This is a genomic window from Streptomyces pinistramenti, assembly GCF_020564935.1.
GTDB lineage: Bacteria > Actinomycetota > Actinomycetes > Streptomycetales > Streptomycetaceae > Streptomyces > Streptomyces pinistramenti.
Genome location: NZ_JAJCXB010000022.1, coordinates 1 through 23714, shown reverse-complemented (window position 1 = coordinate 23714; position 23714 = coordinate 1). Strand labels below are relative to the sequence as shown.

Genomic DNA, 23714 nt, shown 5'->3' with positions numbered 1-23714 from the left:
AGGGGACAGGTGGTAAGGGAGATGAGCGTGGTTCCGGGCGGGACGTCGACGGACGGAGCGGGCCGGCGGCTGCACTTCGTCTTCGAGTCCACGTGTGACCGCATCCCGTCGGCCGTGGCGCTGGAGTGCGACGGGCAGATGCTGACCTACCGCGAACTCGATACGCGCGCCAACCAGTTGGCCCACTACCTGAACGGTTTCGGCATCGGCCCGGGGGCACGCGTGGTGGTACTGGTGCCGCGGTCGGTGGAGATGTACGTGTCCCTGCTCGGGGTGGCGAAGACCGGCGCGACGTTCGTGCCCGTCGATCCGGCGGCACCGCGGGACAGGATCGCCTACATCGCGCGGGACGCCGGCACCGATCTGGTGCTGACCACGTCGGCACTCGCCCCCGCCGTCGGCTCTCTCGCATGCCGGGTGATCGAGTGGGAATCCAGCAGGCGCGCACTGGCTGCGGAATCCACGGCCCGGCTGCCCCCGAGCCCGGCCGACCCGGGGCATCGGTACGGCCAGGGCGGCGCGGACGGCGACGATCCCGCGGCCTACGTCATGTACACCTCGGGTTCGAGCGGCAGACCCAAGGGGGTGGAGATCGCCCAGTCGAGCATCTGCAGCTTCCTCGACGTGGTCCCCAAGGTCTACGACGTGCAGCCCCACGACCGGGTCTACCAAGGGATGACGATCTCCTTCGACTTCTCCATCGAGGAGATCTGGCCGACGTGGTCGGTCGGCGCGACGCTTGTCGCAGGCCCGGACGGCTCCGCCCGGCTCGGCGCCGAACTCGGCGAATTCCTCGAAAGCAGCGCGATCACGGTGCTGTACTGCGTGCCGACGCTGCTGGAGACGATCCCCCAGGAACTGCCGCGCGTCCGCAGCCTCGTGGTCGGCGGTGAGTCCTGCCCCGCGCAGCTCGTCGAGCGGTGGAGCCGCCCCGGGCGCCGGATGCTCAACACCTACGGGCCGACCGAGACCACCGTCACCGCCACCTGGACGAGGCTGGTGCCGGGGCGGCCCGTGACCATCGGCAGGCCGCTCCCGACCTACACCGTGGTGCTCCTGGACGAGCAGCGTCGGCCGGTGCCGGACGGCGCGGTCGGGGAGATCTGTATCGGGGGCGCCGGTGTGGCGCTCAGGTACGTCGGGCAGCCGAAGCTGACGGCCGACCGGTTCATCGAGCACCCGCTGGCCCCGGGGGGCGGCCGGCTGTACCGGACGGGGGACCTGGGGCGGATGACTGCCGAGGGGGACATCGAGTTCCTGGGGCGGGCCGATGCGGAGGTGAAGATCCGGGGGTACCGGGTCGATCTGGGCGAGATCGACAGCGTGCTGCTGGAGGACCCCTGTGTGGCCGAGGCGGTGACCGCTCCGGTGGCCGCTTCGGAGCGCGGCGACGGCCGCCCGGGGGAGCTGGCCGCCTATGTGGTCCGTGCGCAGGACTGCACGGATGCGGACGAAGACCTGGTCACGCGGCTGCACGCGCATCTACGACGGCGGCTGCCCGGGTACATGGTGCCGTCCTTCGTCGACCTGCTCCCCCATCTTCCCGAGATGGCCAGCGGCAAGGTGGACCGCAGGCGGCTTCCCGCGCCGACCGGCCGGCGGATGGTGGGCGGGGGCCCGGTGGTGGACGTCGCGGATGATCTGGAGCGGCGGGTGCGGGACGCCTGGGCCGAGGTGCTGGGCATCGAGCCGGACGCGCTGTCGGCGGAGGCGGACTTCTTCACCGAACTCGGCGGCCACTCGCTGCTGGCGGCCCGCGTCGTGACGATGCTGCGCGACCGTGGCATCGGCACGAGTGCCGCGCTGCGCGACCTGTACGCGCACCCGACCGTGCGCGGCCTCGCGGCACAGCTGGGCAGCTCGGCACGGACCGGGCGACGGACCGCGCCGCCCCGCCCGGAACACATCCGCCACGGCAGGCGCACCCTCGCGGCCGCCGGGACGGCGCAGGCGGGGCTCATCTACCTGCTGGCGCTCCTGCTCACGCTCCCGGTGGTCTACGTGTACAGCACACACGACGGGCACATCTCGGACGAGCTGTGGGCGCAGCTGACGGCCGCCGCGATGATCGCCTACGCCGGAACGCGGTGGCTGCTGCCCGCCGTGCTGATCCGCCCGTTGTCGGCCGGGATCCGGCCGGGCCGCTACCGGCTGTGGGGCCGGACGTACTTACGGCTGTGGGCGGCGAACCTGCTGCTGGCCCTCGCTCCGCTCCAGGTGCTGAGCGGTTCCCCCCTGATGGGCCCCTATCTCCGGCTGCTCGGCGCGCGCGTCGGGCCACGTACGACGATCGCCACGGGTGTGGTGTCGCTGCCCGCGCTGGTGCGGATCGGCGCTGGCACGTCGGTGGGGTACGGCGTCTCGCTGATCCCGTGGCAGGTGGCGGACGGCTGGGTGACGGTCGCCCCGATCGAGATCGGCCCCGGCGCCTACGTGGGGGCCAACGCGGTTCTCGAACCGGGGGCGCGCATGGGGGCCGGGGCGGGGCTGGGCGAACAGTCCGTCGTCGGCCAGGGCGAGGCCGTCCCTGCCGGTGCACGGTGGACCGGATCGCCGCCGTCCACGACGGATGCGCTCGCGCCCGGTGTGGAGGCGATGCTGCGCCGTCCTGCGGCCGCGGTCGGGTGGCGGCAGGGAACGGCCGCGCTGGGCGGCCTGGTGCTGCTGGAGGCCGCCGCGCTCACCATGACGGTTCCTGGTGTGATGCTGTTCTGGTGGACGGCCCTGGCCTGGGGCTTCGCCGGGGGTGTCGTCGGGGCCGTGCTGTTCGGGCCGGTGTTCGTCGTCACCGTCTGTGCGGTGGTGGCCCTCGGCAAGCGGCTGGCGCTGCCGCGGGCGCCGGCCGGCGTGCACCCGGTGTGGTCCTCGCTCGGTCTGCGCAAGTGGCTGTCGGACAAGCTGCTGGAGTTCAGCCTCGGCTTCACCAACTCGCTCTACGCGACCCTCTACACGGTGCCGTGGCTGCGGCTGCTCGGCGCGCGGATCGGGCGGGGGGCCGAGGTCTCCACCGCCGCGCACCTCGACCCTGACCTGCTCACCCTGCGCGACGGCAGCTTCGTCGCGGACATGGCGCACGTCGGCGCGGCCACCTTCGCGGGAGGCCAGGTCGCGTTCGGCACGACGGAAGTGGGCGAGCGTGCCTTCGTCGGCAACGCCGCCGTCGTACCGGCCGGGACGCGGACCGGGCCTGGCTCCCTGGTCGGCGTGGGCACGGTGCCGCCGCGGAGCGGTGTGCCCGCGGGCACCACCTGGCTGGGCTCGCCCGCCATCGATCTGCCGGTGCGCCAGAGCAGCGGATCGTTCCCCGAACGCCTGACGTTCCGCCCGAGCCGTCGGGCCGTGCTCCAGCGCCTGGCCATCGAGTTCTTCCGCATCACCATGCCCGCGTCCCTGCTGAGCGGCAGCGTCTACCTGTATCTGCTGGGGCTTGCCGGGGTGGCCCGTGCCCTGGATCTGCCGGGGGCGGCGCTGGTCTCGCCGTTCCTCGTGATGGCGGCGGGGTGCGCGGTCGTCGTGTACTGCGCCGCGGTCAAGCAGGTGGTCATCGGGACCTACCGGCCCCGGGTCGAGCCGTTGTGGAGCCTGTTCGTGCGCCGCACCGAGTTCATCACCGGCCTGTTCGAGGCGGCGGTGGTTCCGGCGGGAGTGCGACTGCTGATCGGGACGCCCTTCCTTCCTCCCGTGCTCCGCGGGTTCGGCACCCGCGTCGGCCGGGGCGCGTGGATCGGCACGACGTTCCTGACCGAGTTCGACCTGGTGGAGCTCGGCGATGACGTGGCCATCGGGCCGGGAGTATCTTTGCAGACACACCTGTTCGAAGACCGCGTGATGAAGATGGACACGGTCACCGTCCGGGACGGTGCCAGCGTCGGTACCCGCGCGATCGTGCTGTACGACGGCGTGGTCGGCGAGAACGTCAGTCTGGGCGCACTGTCGCTGCTCATGAAGGGCGAGCGCCTCGCCCCGGGCACCAGCTGGCGGGGCATCCCGGCCGAAGGCGTCGCCGAACAGCCCCCCGCCCGCGCTCCTGACAGCCCGGGGAGAAGCCCATGACGTACCACGGCATCCTCACCACGTTGCGCCGCACGTTCACCGGCCGGAGCGCCCCCGCGCCGCCCGTGGGGGAACGCCCGCTGGCGCTCGTCTACCGCGGCCCCGCCTCGCGGCCGTCCGGCTGCGCGGAGGCCGTGGCCGCACTGCTGGCCGACGGCCCCTGGGATCTGGACGTCCGCTACACCGGCCCCCGCGAAGCCGTACCCCTGACAGCCGATGCGCTGGCCCGTGCCCAGGTTTACGCCCAGCCGGGCGGCGGCACCCTGGCGCACGGCTACCGGCACCTCAGAAGACAGCGCGAGGCCATCCGTGACTACGTCCAGGGCGGCGGCTGCTACCTGGGCTTCTGCCTCGGCGGGTATCTGGCCGGCGCCACCCCGGGGTTCGGACTGCTGCCCGGCGACACCGACCAGTACATCTCCTCGCGCGGCGCGACCGTACGCGGCGACGACGACACCTTGGTCGACGTCGTGTGGCGGGGGCGGACGCGGAGCGTGTTCTTCCAGGACGGACCGCTTTTCGAGCTGGACGACGGCGCCGATGCGACGGTTCTGGCCACTTACCCGAACGGCACGGTCGCCGCGCTCGTCGCACCGTTCGGCAAGGGCCGCGTCGCGGTCGTCGGCCCGCACCCCGAAGCCACCGACGACTGGTTCACCGACGCCCGCCTCCCCGTCCGTGACACCCGCGACCTGGCCCTCGATTTCGTGGCCGAGGCGATGAAGGGAACGACGGCCGCGACCGGACCGGACGGCTCCCCCGGGTCGTCGTAGTCGCCTGGACCAGGAAGGCTGGAATTCGCTGTCAGGAAAGAGAATTCAGGCCGGACCGCACGGTGGAATGCGAATCTGTTTTCGCGTGGACTTTTCCTTGCCCTGATGTCTTTGATGGTCGGGCTACTCAGTCTTTGTCCAGCATTTGCGCTTTCGCTCTCAACGCGTCCATGTCTGCGTGCATCGATAGAGGTGTGCGCCCGCCTTCGAAGACGGGCGGTGCTGGAAAGGGAATTTCCTTGATGCCGGAACGCCTTCATGACGCAGCCCCTCAACTTTCCGGCGGAGCGGCAACAGCCGCCCCGCCGCCGCCCAGCACGCCCCGTACCCTCACCGGCGTACTGGCGGCCACCGCACGTGCCCATCCGAGCGCGCCGGCGCTCGACGCCGGCGGGACGGTGTTCGACTACCACACCCTGGTCAGTGAAGTGACCGCGCTCGCGGAGAAGTTGAGGGCGTGCGGCCTCGGGCCGGGAGACAGAGTGGGAGTGCGGGTGCCCTCCGGGACGACGGATCTGTACGTCGCGATTCTGGCCGTGCTCTGGTGCGGCGCCGCCTACGTACCGGTCGATGCCGACGACCCGGACGAACGCGCCGAACTGATCTGGCACGAGGGCGGGGTGGCCGTCGTGATCGGTACCGGGCTCGCCCTCCTCACCCGTCCCGGGGTGACGCCCGTGGGCCCGCAGAGCGCCCCGGGCCCGGAGGACGACGCGTGGATCATCTTCACCTCCGGCACCACGGGCAAGCCCAAGGGCGTCGCGGTCACCCACCGTTCCGCGACGGCGTTCGTCGACGCCGAGGCGGCGCTGTTCCTCCAGGACGCGCCGCTGGGCCCGGGTGACCGGGTGCTCGCCGGGCTCTCCGTGGCGTTCGACGCCTCCTGCGAGGAGATGTGGCTGGCCTGGCGCCACGGGGCCTGCCTGGTCCCCGCGCCCCGGGCACTCGTCCGCTCCGGCGCCGACCTCGGGCCGTGGCTGGTGGAGCGGGGCATCACGGTCGTCTCGACGGTCCCCACCCTGGCCGACCTGTGGCCCGTGGAGACGCTCAGCGGCGTCCGGCTGCTCATCGTCGGCGGCGAGGCGTGCCCCAGCGGTCTGGTCGACCGGCTCGCCGCGGGCCGCGAGATGTGGAACACCTACGGGCCGACGGAAACCACCGTCGTCGCCTGCGCGGCACAGCTCTTTCCCGCACAACCGGTGCGTATCGGGCGGCCGTTGGACGGCTGGGAGATCGCCGTGGTGGACGAGGAGGGCAGGCCGGTCGCCCCGGGAGGGACGGGCGAGCTGCTGATCGCCGGTGCCGGCACGGCGCGCTACCTGGATCCGGCCAAGGACGCGGAGAAGTTCGCCGCCCACCCCGCGCTGCCCGGCCTGCGCGTCTACCGGAGCGGCGACCTGGTGCGGGCCGACCCGGCGGGCCTGGTCTTCGTCGGACGCGCCGACGACCAGGTCAAACTCGCCGGCCGGCGCATCGAACTCGGCGAGATCGACGCCGCGCTGCGGGCCCTGCCCGGCGTCCGGGCGGCAGCCGCCGCGGTGCGGACCACCGGCGCGGGCGACCCGCGCCTGGTGGGCTACCTCGTTCCCGACAGGGACGCGCCCGAGGGCGAGGACGGCGAACTCGATCTCGCGGCGGCCAGGCGGCGGCTTCTCGACCTGCTGCCGCAGGCCCTCGTGCCCGTCCTGACGCTCGTCGAGCAGCTGCCGACCCGCACATCGGGCAAGGTCGACCGGGACGCCCTGCCCTGGCCGTTGCCGCACCCGGTCACCGAGGAACGGTCCGCGCCGGAAACGGAGTTGACGGGTACCGCGGCCTGGGTCGCCGAATGCTGGCACGCCCTGCTGGGCGTACCGGTGACCGCGGACGGGGACTTCTTCGCGCTCGGCGGCACCAGTCTGGCCGCCGCCCGGCTGGTCACCGCGCTGCGCGAACGCTGCCCCCAGGTCTCCGTCGCCGACATCTACGAACGCCCCCGGCTCGACGCGCTCGCCTCCCACCTGGACCGCGTCCTCAGCAGCGCCGCCGAGGAAGCGCGCGGCCCGGAAGGCGCAGGCAACGCCGCGGCCCGCGCGGTGCGGCCGACTCCGCGCCGCGCCGGGTACGTCCAATTCCTCGTCCTGATGGCGCTGTACGCCGTGTCGGGCGTGCGCTGGCTGCTGCTGCTCGCCGCCGTCGACAACCTCATCGGCCCGCTCCGCTGGGCCCCGCACGCCTCCTGGTGGGCCATCGCCGGATGGTGGCTCGCCCTGTGCAGCACCCCCGCACGGGCGGCGATCGGCGCGGGCGCTGCGCGCCTGCTCACCCGCGGCCTGCGCGCGGGCGTCCACCCGCGCGGCGGCGCCACGCACCTGCGGCTGTGGGCGGCCGAGCGCACGGTCGCGGCCTTCGGCGTCCCCGCGCTGACCGGCACGCCCTGGGCGGGCCGCATCGCCCGGCTTCTGGGCTGCACGGTGGGCCGGGACACCGTCCTGCACACCATGCCGCCGGTGACCGGCATGGCCACGTTCGACGACGGGTGCGTCCTGGAGCCGGAGGTGGATGCGGCCGGATGGTGGCTGAGCGGCGACGAGCTGCACCTGGGGGCCGTGCACGTCGGCGCCGGGGCCCGGGTCGCGGCCAGGTCGACCCTGATGCCGGGCGCGCACGTCGGGGCCGGCGCGGACGTCGCCCCCGGCTCCTGTGTCCTCGGCACGGTGCCGGCCGGGCAGCACTGGGCCGGCAGCCCGGCCCGCCCCACCGGACAGGCCGCCGACGAGGGGCGTCCGGCTCCACGCACCGGCCGCTCCCGGCGCTGGGACGCGGCCTACGCCGCCGCGCTGCCCGCACTCGCCCTGCTGCCGTTGTGCGCGGCCCTGCCCGCGCTCGCGGTGCTGTGGTGGCTGACGCGCGGCGCCGCGAACCTGCGGACCGTCGTCGTTGACCTCCTGCTGTCCGCGGTGCCGCTGACGCTGCTGTCGGTGGTGTGCTACGCCGCGGTGCTGGCCGCCGTCGTACGCCTGGCGGGGCGGGCGCTGCGGCCCGGATATCACCCGGCGGACGGCAGGGTCGCGTGGTGCGCGTGGCTCACGACCCGGCTGATGGACCAGGCCAGGGGATCCCTCTTTCCTCTATACGCCAGCCTGTTGACCCCCGCGTGGCTGCGTCTGCTGGGCGCGCGAGTGGGCCGCGGGACGGAGATCTCCACGGTGCTGCCGCTGCCGGCGCTGACCCGCGTCGGCGACGGCGCTTTCCTGGCCGACGACACCCTCGTCGCCCCGTTCGAAATCCGGCACGGCTGGCTGCACCTGGGGACGGCCGAGGTGCAACGGCGCGCGTTCGTCGGCAATTCCGGCATCGTCGGCCCCGGGCGCACCGTGCCCGACGACGCCCTCATCGGGGTGCTGTCCGACGCCCCGGCGCACATCGGGCCGGGCGGCTCCTGGCTCGGCCGCCCCGGCATGGCCGTCTCCCGTAAGGCCGACCGGCCCGACCCGCGGCGCACCTACGCCCCGCCGCTCCGTCTGGTGCTGGCGCGCGGCGCCATCGAACTCTGCCGGATCGTCCCGGTGTTCTGCGCCGTGCTGATCGCCGACGCCGGCTTCGCCGTGCTCCAGGAGACGGTGGATCTCGACGGCTGGGCGGCCGGCGCGGCGGTCGCCGGAATGGTGCTGCTGCTGGCGGGGGTGGCGGCGTGCCTGCTGACCACGGCCGCCAAGTGGCTGCTGATGGGCCGATTCCGGGCGGGCGAGCACCCGTTGTGGAGTTCCTTCGTGTGGCGCAACGAGCTGTACGACGCGTTCGTGGAGGAACTCGCCATGCCGTGGCTCGGCACCTCGCTGCTGGGTACGCCGCTGCTCAACGTCTGGCTGCGGTCACTCGGCGCGCGCATCGGACGCGGCGTGTGGTGCGAAAGCCACTGGCTCCCCGAGACCGATCTCGTCCACCTGGGCGACGGCGCGAGCATCAACCGCGGCGCCGTCCTGCAGACCCATCTCTTCCACGACCGCCTGATGCGCGTCGACGACGTGCACCTCGGCGCCGGAGCCACGCTGGGCCCGCACTCCATCGTCCTGCCGGCCTCGACGGTGGCGGACGGCACCGTGGTCGGCCCGGCCTCGCTGGTCATGCGCGGCGAACGGCTGCCCGCGGCAACCCGCTGGCTGGGCAACCCCGTTGTCTCCTGGGCCGCTTCCGAGCGACAGGAGAGCGAGCGGCAGGAGAGCAAGACCGGGGCAGCGTAAGGCGCGCGCCGCCACCACGAGGAGCGTGCCCCGCTCCCGTCGCCATCCCCGGGCGGCGACGCACACCACCGAACGACACCCCACACCGTGAAAGAGACCGTACGTATGTGCAGTTGGACCCGCCGCACGTTCATGGCCGGCACCCTCTCGGCCGCCGCGCTGAGCCTCGCAGCGGACGGGGCCGCCAGAGGCGGAGCGGATCGCCGGGGCACCACCGGGCGCGGCGCCAACGGGACCGGGGCCACCGGGTACTTCCCCTCCCACGGCGACTTCGGCTACGACGTGTCCGGCTACGACCTCCGGCTCAGCTACCTCCCGCGGGGCCGGGCCCTGGACGCCGTCACCCGGGTGACGGCGTCCGTGGCGGAGCCCCGCAAGGCCGTCGCGTTCGACCTCGCCTCCAGGCTGGACGTCACCGCGGTCGAGGTGAACGGCGCGCCCGCCCCCTTCCGGCACCGCCAGGGCAAGCTGCGCATCGCACCCGCCACGGCCCTGTTGCCCGGCAAGCCCTTCACCACGACCATCCGCTACCGGGGCCGGCCGGCCCCCGTCCGCACCCCCTTCGGGTCGATCGGCTGGGACTACACGGGCGGCTCACCGGCCGGCGTGGTGGTGGCCAGCCAGCCGCTGGGCGCCCCCTCCTGGTTCCCGTGCAACGACCGTCCCGACGACAAGGCCGCCTACCGCATCGCGGCCACCGTCCCCGACGACCTGCACGTCGTGGCCAACGGAGTCCTCCACGACCGCTCCCCCGGCCCCGGCCGCACCTGTACCTGGACGTACGAACACGCCAACCCCATGGCCAGCTACCTGGCTTCGGTCCAGGTCGGACGGTTCGCCTTCAGCAGTCAGAGCGGCGGCCCGGTGCCCATCCGCAACGCTTTTCCGGAACGCCTCGGCGCGCTCTTCGCCCACGACTTCGGCCGCCAGCCGGAGATGATGCGGTTCTTCGAGCGGCTCTTCGGTCCGTACCCGTTCGAGGTCTACGGCTCCGTCGTCGTCGACGCGGAACTCGACGAGCCGGTGGAGAACCAGACCTACGCCCTGTTCGGCACCAACCACCTCGACGGCCGGCGCACCTCCGAACACCTGGTGGCACACGAACTCGCCCACCACTGGTTCGGCAACAGCGTCAGCCTCACCGACTGGCAGCACATCTGGCTCAACGAGGGCTTCGCCACCTACAGCGAATGGCTCTGGTCGGAGCATTCCGGCGGCCCCGCCGCCCGCCATCTCGCCGCGCAGAACTGGTCCGACCTGGCCGACGACGCCCAGCGCATGCGCATCGCCTCCCCCGGCCCCGCCAAGCTCTTCGACGACCGGGTCTACTCCCGCGGCGCCTGCACCCTCCACGCCCTGCGCGCCACCCTGGGCGACCACACCTTCTTCGGCATCCTGCGGAACTGGGCCACCCGCTACCGCCACAGCAGCGCCGGAACCGAGGAGTTCATCGCCCACGCCGAACAGCACAGCCACCGCCCCCTGCGCTCCCTCCTGCACGCCTGGCTCTACAACCGGCGCCTGCCGCCACTGCCGGACGAGCAGGAGACCGCATGACGGGCGGGCCCCCACAATCCACCGCGTACAAACTCCACGAACTTCACGAAATCCAAGGCGGCACACGAGGCCGTTCCACGAATGCGGCTGCACAGAATCCAAGAGGGAGAGCAGGTAGCGCCCGCGTCGTCACATGGAACACTCCGCCGCGACGAACAATGCCGCTTTCCTAGGTATCCGTCCGCGGCATTTATCACGGGTGAACCCGCTGGCACGGGCCCGGTGCGGAAATGACGTCAATCCGGGGGCGCCGGTCGCGGACGGGCACACCGTCCGCGGAATCCCGTTGCGGTCCTCACCCGACAGGGGCGGGCTTCCTGATGGCCATCGCCATCAGCGCCGCGACCCCGCACAGTGCACCGGAGGCCGGCCAGACGGCGTCGTACGAGCCGAGAGCGTCCCGGACCATGCCGCTGAGGAACGCCATGAGTCCGGCGCCCACTTGGTGGAAGGTGAGCGTCCAGCCGAAGACGATCGCGCTGTCGCGCTCGCCGTAGATTTCCCGGATGGCGCACAGGGCGATGGTCGGCGGGACGGTGGCCACGTCGAGCAGGCCGAAGAAGACGACGAAGACGATCAGCGGCGGGCCGGTCTGCGGGCCGAGCAGGGCGGGCAGGCAGGCGAGCGAGAGGCCGCGCAGGGCGTAGTAGACGCAGAGCAGCAGCCGCGGATCGACGCGGTCGGTGAGCCAGCCGGAGAAGACCGTGCCCGCCACGTTGAAGATGCCGATCAGCGAGAGCAGCGAGGCTGCCGTCGTGGGCGGCATGCCGTGATCGTGTGCCGCCGGGACGAAGCTGGTCCACATGATTCCGTTGGTGGACGCGCCGCAGATGGCGAAGGTACCGGCGAGCAGCCAGAACGGGCCGGTCCCCGCGGCCCGGCGCAGCACCTGCACGGCATGCCGGGCGGCGCCCGGCACCGGGGCGGGCTTGGGGGTGAACTCCTCGGCCCCGTACGGCTTGAGGCCCGCGTCCGCCGGGTGGTCACGCAACAGCAGCCACACCAGCGGCGCGAGGACCAGTGACACCAGCGCCACGGTCACCGTGACGGGACGCCACTGGTAGCGGTCCATGGCCGAGGAGAGCACCGGCAGGAAGACGAACTGCCCGAAGACGCTCGCCGCCGTCAGGATGCCGGTCACCAGGCCACGCCTGCGGGTGAACCAGCGCCCCACGACGATCGCCGCGAACCCCATGGCGATCGAGCCGCAGCCGAGGCCGACGAGGAAGCCCCAGTAGAGCGTCAGCTGCCATGCCTGGGTCATGACCGTCGTCAGGGCCGCGCCGACGGCGACGATGCCGAGAGCGGCGGCGACCACGTTCCGGGGGCCGAACCGGTCCATCAGCGAGGTGGCGAACGGCGCCGCCAGTCCGTTGAGCGCCATGTTCACCCACATCGCGAAGCCGATCGAGCCCCGCGACCAGTCGAACTCCTGGTGCAACGGGTCGACCAGCAGCCCCGGCATGGTGCTGAAGGCGCCCGCGCTCATGATGGCCAGGGCGGCGACGGCCGCCACCCACCAGGCACGGTGTATGCGCCTGCGGTCCCGGACGGCGGGCGGGGTTTCGATCGTCTGCGTCATACCGAAAATGCTGCGGGTGCGGCACGGAGGGATCGAGTAGCCGGATGGCCGCCATGTGCAAGGATCTGGCCATGAGTGTCTTCGCACATCCCGGGCGCCACCGGGTCGCCGTCCTGGTACGGCACGGGGTGCTCCCGATGGAACTCGGCCTGGTCCACCAGCTGTTCGGCGCCGCCGTATCGCCCGATGGCGATCCGCTGTACGAGGTCGCGACCTGCACACCCGTCCCCGGCACGGTCCACACCGACACCGACTTCAGCCTCCACGTGGCCCACGACACGCAGGCCCTCCACGAGGCCGACACCGTGATCGTCCCGGCCACGCACGAGGACGACGAGGCCACCACCGAAGGGCGGCTGCCCGCCGCCCTGGCCGCGGCGTTCGCGCACCTCCGGCCCGGCACCCGGCTCGCCTCGATCTGCACCGGCGCCTTCGTCCTCGCGGCCGCCGGACTGCTCGACGGCCGCCGGGCCACCACGCACTGGAAGTCCTGTGAACACTTCCGGCGGCTGTACCCCGCGGTCCTTCTCGACCCGGACGTGCTCTACACCGACGAGGGCGACCTGCTCACCTCGGCCGGGGAGGCGTCCGGCATCGACCTGTGCCTGCACATGATCCGCAATGATCACGGTGCGTCCGTCGCCAACGCGGTGGCCCGCACCACGGTCGTACCGCCGCACCGCGACGGCGGCCAGGCCCAGTTCATCCAACGGCCGGTCCGCGAGCCGCAGTTCGCCTCCACCGGCACCGCCCGCGCCTGGGCACTCACCCGCCTCGACCAGCCCCTCACCCTCCAGGAACTGGCCGCACAGGAATCCATGAGCGTACGGACCTTCACCCGCCGCTTCCGTGAAGAGGTGGGCCTCACCGCGGTGCAGTGGCTCACCCAGCAACGCATCGAGCGGGCCCGGCAGTTGCTGGAGGAGACCGACCTGCCCGTCGACCGGATCGCCGCGGCCGCCGGCTTCGGCACGGCCGCCTCCTTCCGGCACTCCCTCCAGGCGGCACTCGGCGTATCGCCCACCGGCTACCGCAACACCTTCCGCGGCCCGGCCACGGCCCGGCAGGACGTGACGCGGGCAAGGCTTGACCCCGCCGCGTCGACGTGACCCGAAAAGGCGTCCCTAGGTCGCCGGAACTGCCCCTTCCACCGTGAACTTCGTACGGAGGGACGCGCTGTAGCGACGCAGGAGCAGGACGGCGGTGGCGGCGAGGCCGGCGAGCAGGCCGAGCCAGATGCCGAGGGTGTGGAGTCCGGCGGCGTAGCCGAGGAGCCAGGCGGCGGGGAGGCCGATGAGCCAGTAGCCGATGAGGGTGATGCGGAAGCCGCTCTTGGTGTCGTCGAGGCCGCGCAGGAGGCCGACGCCGATGTTCTGGGCGCAGTCGAAGAACTGCAGGACCATGATCACCAGGAGCAGGTGGGTGGCGATGGACACCGCCTGGGCGTCGCGGGCGCTTCCGGTGTCGAAGAACGGGCTGAGCACGAGGCCGGGCAGCGTGACGTAGACGATGCCGACGACGACCATCACGGCGCCCGCGCAGGCCAGCGCGGTGTTCTTGATGCGCAGGGCGTTCTCGGGCCGGTCGAGGGCGAGTTCGCGGCTGACGTTGATGGACGCGGCGTGCGAGAGGCCGACGGCGACCTGGAAGACGATGTAGACGAGCTGGTTGACGGCGGTGTGCGCGGCCAGCGCCGCGCTGCCGAAGGATCCGGCCATCAGCGCGGTGACGGAGAAGAAACCGGCCTCGGAACCGTAGGTCGCGGCGATCGGGATACCGAGCCGGATCAGGCGGCGGACGGTGGGGCGGTCGGCCTTGGCGAGGTTGACGCTGAGCAGCGGGCCCAGGACCGGATCCTGCTTCGCCGAGAGGTACAGGGCCAGGAAGGTCAGCAGGTAGACCAGCGAGGTGGCGACACCGACGCCGGGCAGGCCCAGTTTCGGCAGTCCCCAGGTGCCGTGGATCAGCAGCCAGTTGATGCCGGCGTTGACGGCGACGGAGGCGACGGTGATCTGCAGCAGGGCCTGCGGGCGGCGCATGCCGACGGTGAACTGGCGGATGGCCTGGAACCACAGGCAGGGCAGCAGACCGGGGGCGAGGGCCAGCAGCATGGTCTGCGCGCGGTCGACGACGTCGGCTTCCTGGCCCAGGAAGGTCAGGGCCTGGCCGATGAGGAGCATGAGCACGGCCCCTGCGATGCCGGCGAGGGTGGCGACGGCGAGAGCGGCGCGGACGATCCCGCGCACCTCGTCGCCGCTCTCGCACCCTGCGGCCGGTGACGTCCCGGCGTCCTGCTCGGTCTCGGCGCGTGCGGCGGCCGCGGCGATCTGGTTGCCGACGGAGGTGACCAGGCCGACGCCCATGGTCCGCAGCTGGTTGAAGAGGACGATGGCCAGCCCGCCCGCTGCGAGGTCGGCCGTGCTGAGCATGCCCATCATCACGGTGTCGGTGGTGGTCAGCGCCACCTGCGCGAGCTGCGTGAGGATCAAGGGGACGGCGAGGGTGGCCAGGGCCCGGCTGTCGCGGATGAGGGTGGTCAGTGGCATGGCGGGTATCAAATCCTGCGGAGTTTGGTGAGCGTCTCGTCGATCTCGCGCTCGACGGCGGGATCGATGAGGTTGCGGGCGTGCATCCATTCGTCGTTGAAGACGGTGTCCAGGTACTTCTCACCGCCGTCGTTGACCAGCGCGACCATAGTGCTGTGCGGCGGCAGGGCCGGCAGCCGGGTCAGGGCCTCGTGGACGACTCCGCCGGCCGAGCCGCCGATGAGCAGGCCGGTGCGGGCGACGGCGCGGGCGGTGGCGAAGGCTTCGACGTCGCCGACCTTGACACCCTCGTCGATCAGGTCGAAGTCGACGAGCGCGCCGATCCCGGCGCCTTCGGGGGTGCCGGTGCCGGACTGGTAGTAGTCGTGTGCCGGGCCGCCGAACGCGATGGACCCCTTGGGCTCGACGCCGACGGTGGCGAAGTCCGGGGCCATTTTGCGCAGTTCGCGTGCGGTGCCGCAGAGGGCGCCGCCGGTGCCGACCGCGCCGATCAGGACGTCGATGGCGCCGAGCGCCTGGTGGATTTCGTGGGCGACGGGGAAGTAACCGACGCCGTTGGCGGGGTTGTTGTGCTGTTCGGTGAAGACGGTGTTGTCCTGGCCGCGTGCCAGGTCCTCGGCCAGTTCTTCGCGGGCGGCGGTGGCCAGTTCCTCGGTGCCGTCCTCGACGACGTAGACGAGTTCGGTGCCCAGGGCCTTCATGCCGCGCAGCTTGTCGGCGGCCGCGTGGTGGTCGACGACGGCAGTGAAGGCGTAGCCGCGTTCGGCCGCGATGACGGCCAGGCCGAGGCCGGTGTTGCCGGAGGTGGATTCGACGATGCGGCCGCCGGGCCGCAGTTCGCCGGCCGCTTCGGCGGCGTCGATCATCGCGCGAGCCATCCGGATCTTGGCGGTGCCCGTGGGGTTGTACATCTCCAGTTTCAGCAGGAGGCGGCTGCCGGTTTCGGTGCGGCACAGCTCCAGCAGCGGGGTGCGGCCGATGAGGTCGGATATGCGGGAGACCACGGCGGGGCGCGCGAGGGCCTCGTTCATGGGAAGACTCCTGGGCGGGTCGAAGGAGGTCAGCATGCGGGTCGGCGGTCCAGGCGCCAGCGCGGGCGGCCGCCCGAGCGGTCCAGGACGACCTTGGCGGGCAACGGCAGGTCGTGGAAGGGGGATTCGTTGGAGTCCATCTGGTAGCCGGCGGTGTTCGGGTAGACCAAGAGGTCTCCGGCTGCGGGGCGGGCGGGGAAGGGGATCTTGCGCCAGGTGACCAGGTCCGACTCCAGGCAGGACGCGCCTCCCACGCACGCCGGATGGACCGCGCCGCCGCGGGCGCGTCCTGCCGGGGTCACCAGCTGCGGTTCCGGCAGGTATTCGCTGGCGAACCACTGCTCGGACAGGCTCAGGCTGGTGCCGTCGACCGTCACGATCCCGTACCCGTCGCGGTCCTTGACGCCCTGGACGCGGAAGACGGTCGAGCCGGCACCGTCCAGCAGGGCACGGCCGGGCTCCATCATCAGCAGCGTGCCGGTGTCCTTCAGCCGCGCCGCGAGGGTGTCCTGCCCGCCTTCGGGGACGGTGGCCAGGATGGTGCGCAGGGCGTCGGCTCCGGCGACGGGCGAGTGGTAGGGGTAGAAGTCGCCGCTGTGGAACGTCTTGTGCGCGTGGTAGTGCTCGGGACGCTGGGCGGCGAGGAAGGTGTGCCAGTGCTCGGCGGAGCTGTAGTCGACGGCGAAGCCGCCGCCGATGCTGATCCGGTCGGCCTGGAGTCCCTTCACCCGGGCTTTCCGGCAGAGTTCGACGAGTGCGCCGGCGAGGTCGGCGCGCGGCTGGGTGGCGTAGCCGGACAGGTGGAAGCTGAAGCCTTCCATCCGCACCGCGTCCCCGGCGTCCACGCACCGGTCCAGCGCGGTGTCCAGTTCGGCGGCGGTCATGCCGAAGCGGCTGTGCGGCTGTGCGGGCGGCAGGCGGCGCAGCAGCAGCCGTGCCGGGCGGACGGTCCCGGTCAGCGCCAGCGTGATGAGCAGGTCCAGCTCGTCGAGGGCGTCGACGGCGATCAGGCAGCCCTGGAGGAGGGCGAGGCGCAGCAGTTCGTCGCTCTTGGCGGGCCCGGTGACGACGATGTGCTCGCCGCGGACGCCGTGTCCGAGTGCCTCGCGGAGTTCGCCCGCGCTGGCCACGTCGACGCCGGCCTGGTGGGCGGCGCATCGTTCCATCCACACCGCGGCCTTGTTGGCCTTCTTCGCGTAGTACACCCGTCCTTCGGTGCCGGCGTCGCCGAGCGCGGCGCGGAAGGCGGCGAGGTTCGCGTCGAAGCGGTGCGGCAGCAGGAAGTGGAAGGGGCCGCCGAAGGCGTAGGACAGCTCGTGCAGCAGGCCGCTGTCCAGGATCCGGTCGGTGTCGGGGTCGGTGCGGGCGGGCAGCGTCGGCACGGTCGTGGCGTGCGGGTCGGTCACTGCCACAGCGGCACCTGCACGCCGAGGCCCTGGTCGAGGGCGAGTTGGGCGAGGCGGTGGCCCAGCGCGATGTCGGTGACGACGAGTCCGCTGTTGTAGGCGAAGATGCGTTCCGTCGCCGACCTGCGGCCCGCGGTGATGCCCGCGATGACCGGTGGGAACTCGGCGTCGACGGCGGGGAATTCGCCGTTGGCGTCGGCCATGTCGGTGCCGGTGACCTTCATCTGGGCCTCGCTGGTGGCCACGACGCGGTCGGCCTGGTGGAGGGTGGACGGCGCCAGGCCGTGTCCGACGAGGACCGACAGCGCGCCGGGCTTGAGCCAGTCGGCTTCGACGGCGGCCGGGGTGTGGCCGCCTGCGGTGGCGAGGAGGATGTCGGCGTCGGCCGCCGCGGCCCGCAGGTCGGTGACGATCTCCACGTCCCGCTCGGGGAAGTGCGCGCGCAGCTGTGCGCGGACCGCGGCGATGCCTTCGGAGTGGGTGCCGAAGAGCATCAGGCGGTCCAGGTCGGGCAGGGTCGTCAGCAGGAACGGCAGGGCCAGGCGGCCTTGGGTGCCGGTGCCGATGACCAGGGCGCTGCGGGCGCCGGGCCTGGCGCATTCGCGGGCCAGGAGTGCGGAGACGGCCGGGGTGCGCAGCGAGCCGATGCGGCCGCAGTCCATCATCGCGACGGGCAGTCCTGTGACGTCGTCGTAGAGGGTCAGCGCGGTGTAGTAGTGCTGCGCGTCGCGGCCCTTGTCGAGTCCGTGCTTGTAGGAGGTCTTGATCGCGACGACGTTGCGGGAGCCGTCACGGCCCAGCATCGCGTAGGAGACCGAGTGTCCGTCATCGGGCTTGACGGTGAGCTTGCGGGGGTTGTCCGACTGTCCGGCCTGGAGGGTGCGGTAGGCGCCTTCCACGGTGGCGACGACATCGGCCAGGGATACGTCGATCCCGGCGAGGTCGCTCTTCGACAGGACGCGCAGGGTCGTGTCGTCCGTGGACAGGGGGCGGGTCTGGTGGGCCGCGGTGGTCTCGGTCATGTCCGTCCTCGGTGCGTGTCGTGGGCGCTCAGGCGGCGTGGGCTTCGATGGCGGCCTGACCGTAGCCGTGCTCGTCCTGTTCGGCCAGGGGGCGGGTGCCGCGTGCGGGGACGCGGACGGAGGCGCGCTTGAGCCAGCGGTCGGTGCCGTCGTACCGGGCCCTGAAGGGCACCCGGCCGTGCACGACGAGGTCGTTGTCGACGATCAGCACCTCGCCGGGGTGCAGGCTCACGGCCCCCGATACGCGGGCGAGTTCGGCTTCCAGGCGCCCGTAGGAGGCCCGGTAGTCCGGGTCGGCTTCCGCGAGTGGTGTGTAGGCCGGGTCGAACCGCAGGGTCAGGCCGTCGTCGGTCCGGAAGAGGGTGGGCACCGGCGCGGGCGCCCGGTCCGCGTACTCCTGGGCCTCGGTGTAGGCGTCGTCGGGCAGGATCGGCAGCACGGGCTGCGTCAGCGTCGCGATGTCCGCCTCGTCGAGCCGGACGTTGCGGACGCCGGCCGCGGTGGTGGCGATGTGGTCGTGGTTGCGCAGGCAGCCGAGCATCAGCAGGTGGGCGCGCCCGGGGTGGAAGGCGTCCTCGGTGTGCGGGCTGAGCAGCACGGTGCTGCTGGCGCCGGTCTGTTCGGTCTCGTGTCCCGGTGCGGGCACGATGTTGTGCACGAAGCGGCCGTCCTGCTGGCCTTCCCAGGCGATGGGGTTGCCCATGACGGTGGCGAGCAGCAGCAGTTCGATGTCGTGAACGGCCGCGCCGTCCCCGGCGGTGGCCCAACTGGCGGGTGTCGGGCCTATCTCCGCGTCGTCGACCTCAAGGCCGCGCAGGACGAACAGGCCGTCGTCGGTGTCGACGGGGCGCAGCGCGTGGCGGATCGGGTCGCTGAGTGCGCCGGCGAATTCGGCGACACGGGCGAGGAGTTCGGGGGACGTGGCCGAGGTGCCGAATTCGGTGAGGATCTTCTCGGCGGCGTGGCGCAGTTCCCCGACGCAGGCGGCGTCGAGCTGACGAACGGGTGCGGCTCCCGTGCTCATGTCGAGGTAATCCGTTCCGTTGAAGGCGGGGAGTGAGGTCCGGTGCGGCGCCGGACGGGCAGGGCGCAGCACGGCCTGCGGACCGGCACGGGGCACCGGAAGGTTCCGCTCCGTGCCCGGCGTCCGGCGGACGGTGACGAAGGTACCCACAGCCGTAAGGTAAGGCAAACCTAACTAAATTTTGCGACCGTGTGCCCTGGTTCACTCAACTCTCGCCGCTTAAGGACTGGTTGACGCGGACCAATTCACGTGATCGACACCGCACGCCTTGCGGAACCAGCCACGATCAGGGTAGGCAAACCTAAGCAACTGGAACTGAGTGGAGCGAGGCAACGTGAACGTCAACAGGCGACAGGTGCTGTGGGCCGGCGGCTGCATAGGCGCGGCCGCGCTGCTGGCCGCCTGCACAGGCGGCAACGGCGCGGCCTCGTCCGGCTCCGGCGGGAAGCCGAGAAAGGGCGGCACGCTGCGCATCGGCGCGCTCGGCCGCGCCTCGGCCCTCACCCGCGACCCGCACGGCAACCAGGGCAACGAGAGCGACTACTTGGTCATCGCCCTGGTCTACGACACGCTGACCGCGCCCGGCCTGAAGGACAACACCGTCGGCCGCCTGGCCCGTGCCTTCACGCCGTCCAAGGACCTCAAGACCTGGCGCTTCACCATCGCCGAGGGAGCCACCTTCCACGACGGGACCGCGGTCACCGCTGACGACGTGGTGTGGTCGCTGCGCCGGCTGCGCAACACCCCCGCGGGCGCGGCCCGGCTGCCCGGCGTCAAGGCGGAGCACATCACGGCCGAAGGCAAGCACACCGTCGTCCTCGTCTCCGACTACGCCAACGCCGAACTGCCGTCGCTCACCCGCCTGTCGACGTTCATCCTCAAGAAGAACACCCCCGACAAGGACATCGCCAAGGCGCCGGGCACCGGACCCTTCAAGCTCGACTGGTACCGCGGCGGCAACGCCCGCCTGCTGCGCAACGAGCACTGGTACGGCGGGCAGGTCCACCTCGACGCCATCGAGGTGACCATGTTCGAAAGCCCGCAGGCGATGGCCAACGCCATACTGTCCGGCCAGATCGACGTGGCCTCCAACGCCGGCGCGGTCGCCGCCCGAACCGCCGCCACCCGCAAGGACATCCAGGTCGTCCGGCGCCCCAACGACATGGCGATGCCGATCGTGATGCGCACGTCCGGCGGCCCGTTCGCCGACGCCAGGGTCCGCGAGGCGATGAAGCTCGTGGTGGACCGCGAGGCGATGGTCAAGCAGGTCCTGTCCGGGTACGGCACCGTCGCCAACGACATCCTCGGCACCGGCGACCCCGACTACGCCAAGGACATCCCCCAGCGCCACCGCGACCTGGCGAAGGCGAAACAGCTGCTCAAGGACGCCTCGTTCGACTTCTCCAGGACCTACGAACTGGTCACCACCGAGGACGTCTCCGGACTCGCCGAATCCGCGACGCTCTTCGCCTCCCAGGCCCGCGAGGCCGGCATCAAGATCGAGGTCGTCAAGCAGGAATCCGGCACCTTCTACCAGAAGACCTGGCTCAAGGGCGACTTCTACACCAACTACTGGGGCACCAACGACTCCGTGGTCTTCTTCGCCTCCAAGACCCTGTCCACCGGAGCCGGCCAGAACGAGGCCGACTGGTCCGACAAGGACTTCGACGCCGCCTACCACAAGGTCATCGCCACCGCGGACACCAAGGCCCGCACCGCCGCCCTGCGCGGCCTCCAGCAGATCGAGCACGACCGCTCCGGCTACCTGCTGTGGGGCATGGCCGACGGCATCGACCTGGCCGCGCCCAAGGTCCACGGCCTGCCCAAGCTCCCCGGCTACGGCCGCGTCCAGCTCGAAAACGTCTGGCTGGCCCCGTGACCGGAACCACCGCGCCCCCGGCCGAGTCCGCCACCCGGCCCGTGGCGGCATCGGCCGCGCACCGCGCTGGTGCCCTGGCCCTGCGGATCGCCTCCGCGCTGGGCAAACGCCTCGCGATGCTCCTGGTGCTGCTCGCCGTGGTGTTCGCGGCGATCGAACTGCTGCCGGGCGACGCGGCGTCGGCCACATCCGAACGCGGCGAGGGCGCCGCCGGAATCGCCGCCCGCCGGCATCTGCTCGGCCTGGACCGGCCGGTGTGGGAACGCTTCTGGGACTGGATCACCGCCCTGCCCACCGGCGACCTCGGCACCTCCGCCCGCGGCCAGCAGGTGACCGACCTGCTCGCCGCGCCGCTGCCCAACACCATCCTGCTGGGCACCACCGCCTTCGTGCTCACCGTCATCGCCGCGCTGGCACTGGGCATCTGGTCCGCCGCCCGCCCGCGCGGCATCGTCGACCGGGTGGTGGACCTCACCTCCACCGCCGCCTTCGCGCTGCCCGAATTCGTCGTCTCCATCGGCCTGTTGCTGGTGCTCTCCCTCTGGACCGGCTGGCTGCCCGCCGCCACCGTCACCGGTGGGGACGGCGCCCCGGCGAGCTGGACCATGCTGGTGATGCCGGTCCTGGCCCTGACCGTCCCGCAGACCGGCTGGAACACCCGGATCGTCCGCGCCGCCCTCGCCGACCAGGCCGCGACTCCGCACGTGGAGGCCGCCCACCTGGACGGACTGCCACGGCGCCGGGTGCTGCTGCGGCACGCCCTGCCGGGTGCCTGGCCTGCCATCGCCACCGGCATCGCCACGTCCACCGGGATGCTCCTCGGCGGAACGGTGGTGGTGGAGACGCTCTTCAACTACCCGGGAATCGGCACGGTGCTGGCCGGTGCCGTCGCCGACCGCGACACCCCCGTCATCGCCGCCGTCGTGGCCTGCGCCGCGGCCCTGATCACCGTCGTCCTGCTCCTCGCCGACCTCGTCCGAGCCCGCACCCTGGGAGCCCGCTCATGACCGCCGCCGCGGTCCTCGACCAGCGGCCCGCACGCCGCTCCTGGCCGCGGATCCTCCTGCCCGTCGTCCCCGCCGTCCTGCTCGTCCTGACCGCGGTGCTGGGTCCTGCGCTGGCCGCCCGGCCCGTCGACAAGCCCGTCACCGCCCCCTACGCCGAGGCCGGCGCCGATGCTGTCCTCGGCGGCGACCAGCTCGGCCGCGATGTCCTCAGCCGGCTCCTCAACGGTGGCAGCGCCCTGATCGGCAGCGCCCTGATCGTGTCGCTCGCCGTCACCGCCCTGGCCACCCTGCTCGGCTGCTACGCCGTGCTCAGCCCCCGGCTCGGACGCCTGGTCGAGCGGACCGCGGACACCGCCATCCTCCTGCCGCCGGTCCTCGGCATCATGCTCCTCGCGCTGGCCTGGCCCGGTGGCGGACGGCCCGCCATCACCCTAGCCGCCATCGTCCTGGGCACGCCCTACGCGCTACGCATCGTGGCCGGCGCGGCCGCCCCGCTCGCCACCGCGGGATTCATCGAGGCGGCCGTCGCGAGCGGGGAGGGCACCACGCATCTGGCGCTGCGCGAGATCCTGCCCAACCTCCGCGCCGTCGTCCTCGCCGTGTTCGGCCTGCGCTTCGTCGACGCGGTCTACGTCATCTCGATGGCCGGTTTCCTCCAGCTCGGGCCCCAACCACCCGAGGCCGACTGGGCACTGATGATCCGTGAGAACGGTCCCGGCATCCTCCTCAACCCCTGGGCCGTGGTCGCCCCCGGACTGGCCATCGGGCTGCTCGCGATCAGCGTCAACCTCGCCGCCAACGCCCTGGCACCGGCCACCGCACGCCGGTCCGCACTGCGATGACCCGCACCGACCGCCCCGCACCCACACCCCAGGACACGCACGTGGACTCGTCCCGCACGCCGCCGCCCGTCACGGTCACCGACCTCGAAATCAGCCTGCCGCACGGCCCGGCCCTGCTCGACGCCATCGATTTCCGCCTGCGAGCGGGCCGGATCGCGGCGCTGACCGGCCCCTCGGGCTCGGGCAAGACCACCCTGCTGCGCGCCCTCATCGGAGACCTCCCCCACGGCGCCCGCGTCACCTCGGGCACCGTCCGCATCCTCGGCCAGGACGTCTTCGCCCTCGCCCCCGACGCGCTGCGCGCCCTGCGCCGCCACCGCATCGCCTACGTCGGCCAGGACCCCGGCTCCGCCCTCAACCCCCGCATGACCGCCGCCCAACTCCTCACGGAAGTCGCCGCCGACTCCACACCCGAAGCGATCACGGCGCTGCTGGCCGAGTGCCGGCTCCCCGCCGCACTCGCCCACCACCGCCCCGGCGCCCTGTCCGGCGGGCAGCAGCGCCGCCTCGCCCTGGCCCGCGCGCTGGCCAGGCAGCCCGACATCCTCCTGCTCGACGAGCCCACGGCCGGCCTCGACACCGCGCTGCGCGACGAGATCACCGCCCTCCTCCGCCACCTCGCCGCCGACCGCGGCATCGGCGTCGTCCTGTCCTGCCACGACCCGCACACCGTCGCCGCCTGCGCCGACAGCGTCACCGCCCTTTGCGCACCCGCCGAACCGGCCACCCGCCCCGCACTCCGCGAGCCCGCCCGCCCCCGCACCCCCGA

General features: G+C 72.3%; 15 protein-coding genes. 9 read left to right on the top strand and 6 right to left on the bottom strand.

Annotated elements, in window-relative coordinates:
• Window positions 1–21 precede the first annotated feature (21 nt).
• The 4 genes from LIU39_RS17225 (at window position 22) to LIU39_RS17210 (ending at window position 10606) form a co-directional block, all read left to right on the top strand.
• Window positions 22–4053: a Pls/PosA family non-ribosomal peptide synthetase gene (locus tag LIU39_RS17225; RefSeq protein ID WP_227047613.1), complete on the top strand. Its 4032-nt coding sequence runs from the start codon at window positions 22–24 to the stop codon at window positions 4051–4053.
• Window positions 4050–4826 carry a BPL-N domain-containing protein gene (locus LIU39_RS17220; protein WP_227047612.1) on the top strand — a complete coding sequence of 259 codons (777 nt, stop codon included), beginning with the start codon at window positions 4050–4052 and terminating at the stop codon, window positions 4824–4826. The genes LIU39_RS17225 and LIU39_RS17220 overlap by 4 nt, the downstream gene beginning before the upstream one ends.
• Window positions 4827–5068: 242 nt before the next feature.
• Window positions 5069–9049 carry a Pls/PosA family non-ribosomal peptide synthetase gene (locus tag LIU39_RS17215; RefSeq protein WP_227047611.1) on the top strand — a complete coding sequence of 1327 codons (3981 nt, stop codon included), beginning with the start codon at window positions 5069–5071 and terminating at the stop codon, window positions 9047–9049.
• A gap of 105 nt (window positions 9050–9154) precedes the next feature.
• Window positions 9155–10606: a M1 family metallopeptidase gene (locus tag LIU39_RS17210; RefSeq protein WP_227047610.1), complete on the top strand. Its 1452-nt coding sequence runs from the start codon at window positions 9155–9157 to the stop codon at window positions 10604–10606.
• 295 nt (window positions 10607–10901) lie between these two features.
• Here LIU39_RS17210 and LIU39_RS17205 read toward each other — a convergent pair whose 3' ends face one another.
• On the bottom strand, window positions 10902–12188 hold the full coding sequence (locus tag LIU39_RS17205) for an MFS transporter (RefSeq protein WP_227047609.1): 1287 nt from the start codon (window positions 12186–12188) through the stop codon (window positions 10902–10904).
• Window positions 12189–12259: 71 nt separating this feature from the next.
• On the opposite strand from LIU39_RS17205, the gene LIU39_RS17200 reads away from it, so the two are divergent.
• On the top strand, window positions 12260–13297 hold the full coding sequence (locus tag LIU39_RS17200; RefSeq protein WP_227047608.1) for a GlxA family transcriptional regulator: 1038 nt from the start codon (window positions 12260–12262) through the stop codon (window positions 13295–13297).
• Between the two features lie 15 nt (window positions 13298–13312).
• Here LIU39_RS17200 and LIU39_RS17195 read toward each other — a convergent pair whose 3' ends face one another.
• Genes LIU39_RS17195 through LIU39_RS17175 form a run of 5 tightly spaced genes read right to left on the bottom strand, consistent with a single transcriptional unit; the run spans window position 13313 to window position 19367 of the window.
• Window positions 13313–14734 carry an MATE family efflux transporter gene (locus LIU39_RS17195; RefSeq protein ID WP_227047607.1) on the bottom strand — a complete coding sequence of 474 codons (1422 nt, stop codon included), beginning with the start codon at window positions 14732–14734 and terminating at the stop codon, window positions 13313–13315.
• 8 nt (window positions 14735–14742) lie between these two features.
• Window positions 14743–15765 carry a cysteine synthase family protein gene (locus LIU39_RS17190; protein WP_227047606.1) on the bottom strand — a complete coding sequence of 341 codons (1023 nt, stop codon included), beginning with the start codon at window positions 15763–15765 and terminating at the stop codon, window positions 14743–14745.
• 29 nt (window positions 15766–15794) lie between these two features.
• Window positions 15795–17177, bottom strand: coding sequence for a type III PLP-dependent enzyme domain-containing protein (locus tag LIU39_RS17185; RefSeq protein WP_227047605.1), 1383 nt, complete (start codon window positions 17175–17177; stop codon window positions 15795–15797).
• On the bottom strand, window positions 17168–18193 hold the full coding sequence (locus LIU39_RS17180) for an ornithine cyclodeaminase family protein (RefSeq protein WP_227047604.1): 1026 nt from the start codon (window positions 18191–18193) through the stop codon (window positions 17168–17170). The genes LIU39_RS17185 and LIU39_RS17180 overlap by 10 nt, the downstream gene beginning before the upstream one ends.
• Before the next feature lie 28 nt (window positions 18194–18221).
• Entirely contained in the window at window positions 18222–19367 is a 1146-nt protein-coding gene (locus LIU39_RS17175) for a Fe(II)-2OG oxygenase family protein (protein ID WP_227047603.1), read from the bottom strand.
• A 184-nt stretch (window positions 19368–19551) separates the two neighbouring features.
• On the opposite strand from LIU39_RS17175, the gene LIU39_RS17170 reads away from it, so the two are divergent.
• The 4 genes from LIU39_RS17170 to LIU39_RS17155 all read left to right on the top strand — a co-directional run.
• On the top strand, window positions 19552–21096 hold the full coding sequence (locus LIU39_RS17170; protein WP_227047602.1) for an ABC transporter substrate-binding protein: 1545 nt from the start codon (window positions 19552–19554) through the stop codon (window positions 21094–21096).
• On the top strand, window positions 21081–22103 hold the full coding sequence (locus LIU39_RS17165; protein WP_264482904.1) for an ABC transporter permease: 1023 nt from the start codon (window positions 21081–21083) through the stop codon (window positions 22101–22103). The genes LIU39_RS17170 and LIU39_RS17165 overlap by 16 nt, the downstream gene beginning before the upstream one ends.
• A complete protein-coding gene (locus LIU39_RS17160; RefSeq protein WP_227047600.1) occupies window positions 22100–22945 on the top strand; it encodes an ABC transporter permease in 846 nt (281 codons plus the stop codon). The genes LIU39_RS17165 and LIU39_RS17160 overlap by 4 nt, the downstream gene beginning before the upstream one ends.
• Window positions 22942–23714, top strand: a 773-nt coding sequence (locus LIU39_RS17155; RefSeq protein ID WP_227047599.1) for an ATP-binding cassette domain-containing protein, incomplete at its 3' end; no start/stop codon positions are given. The genes LIU39_RS17160 and LIU39_RS17155, both read left to right, overlap by 4 nt.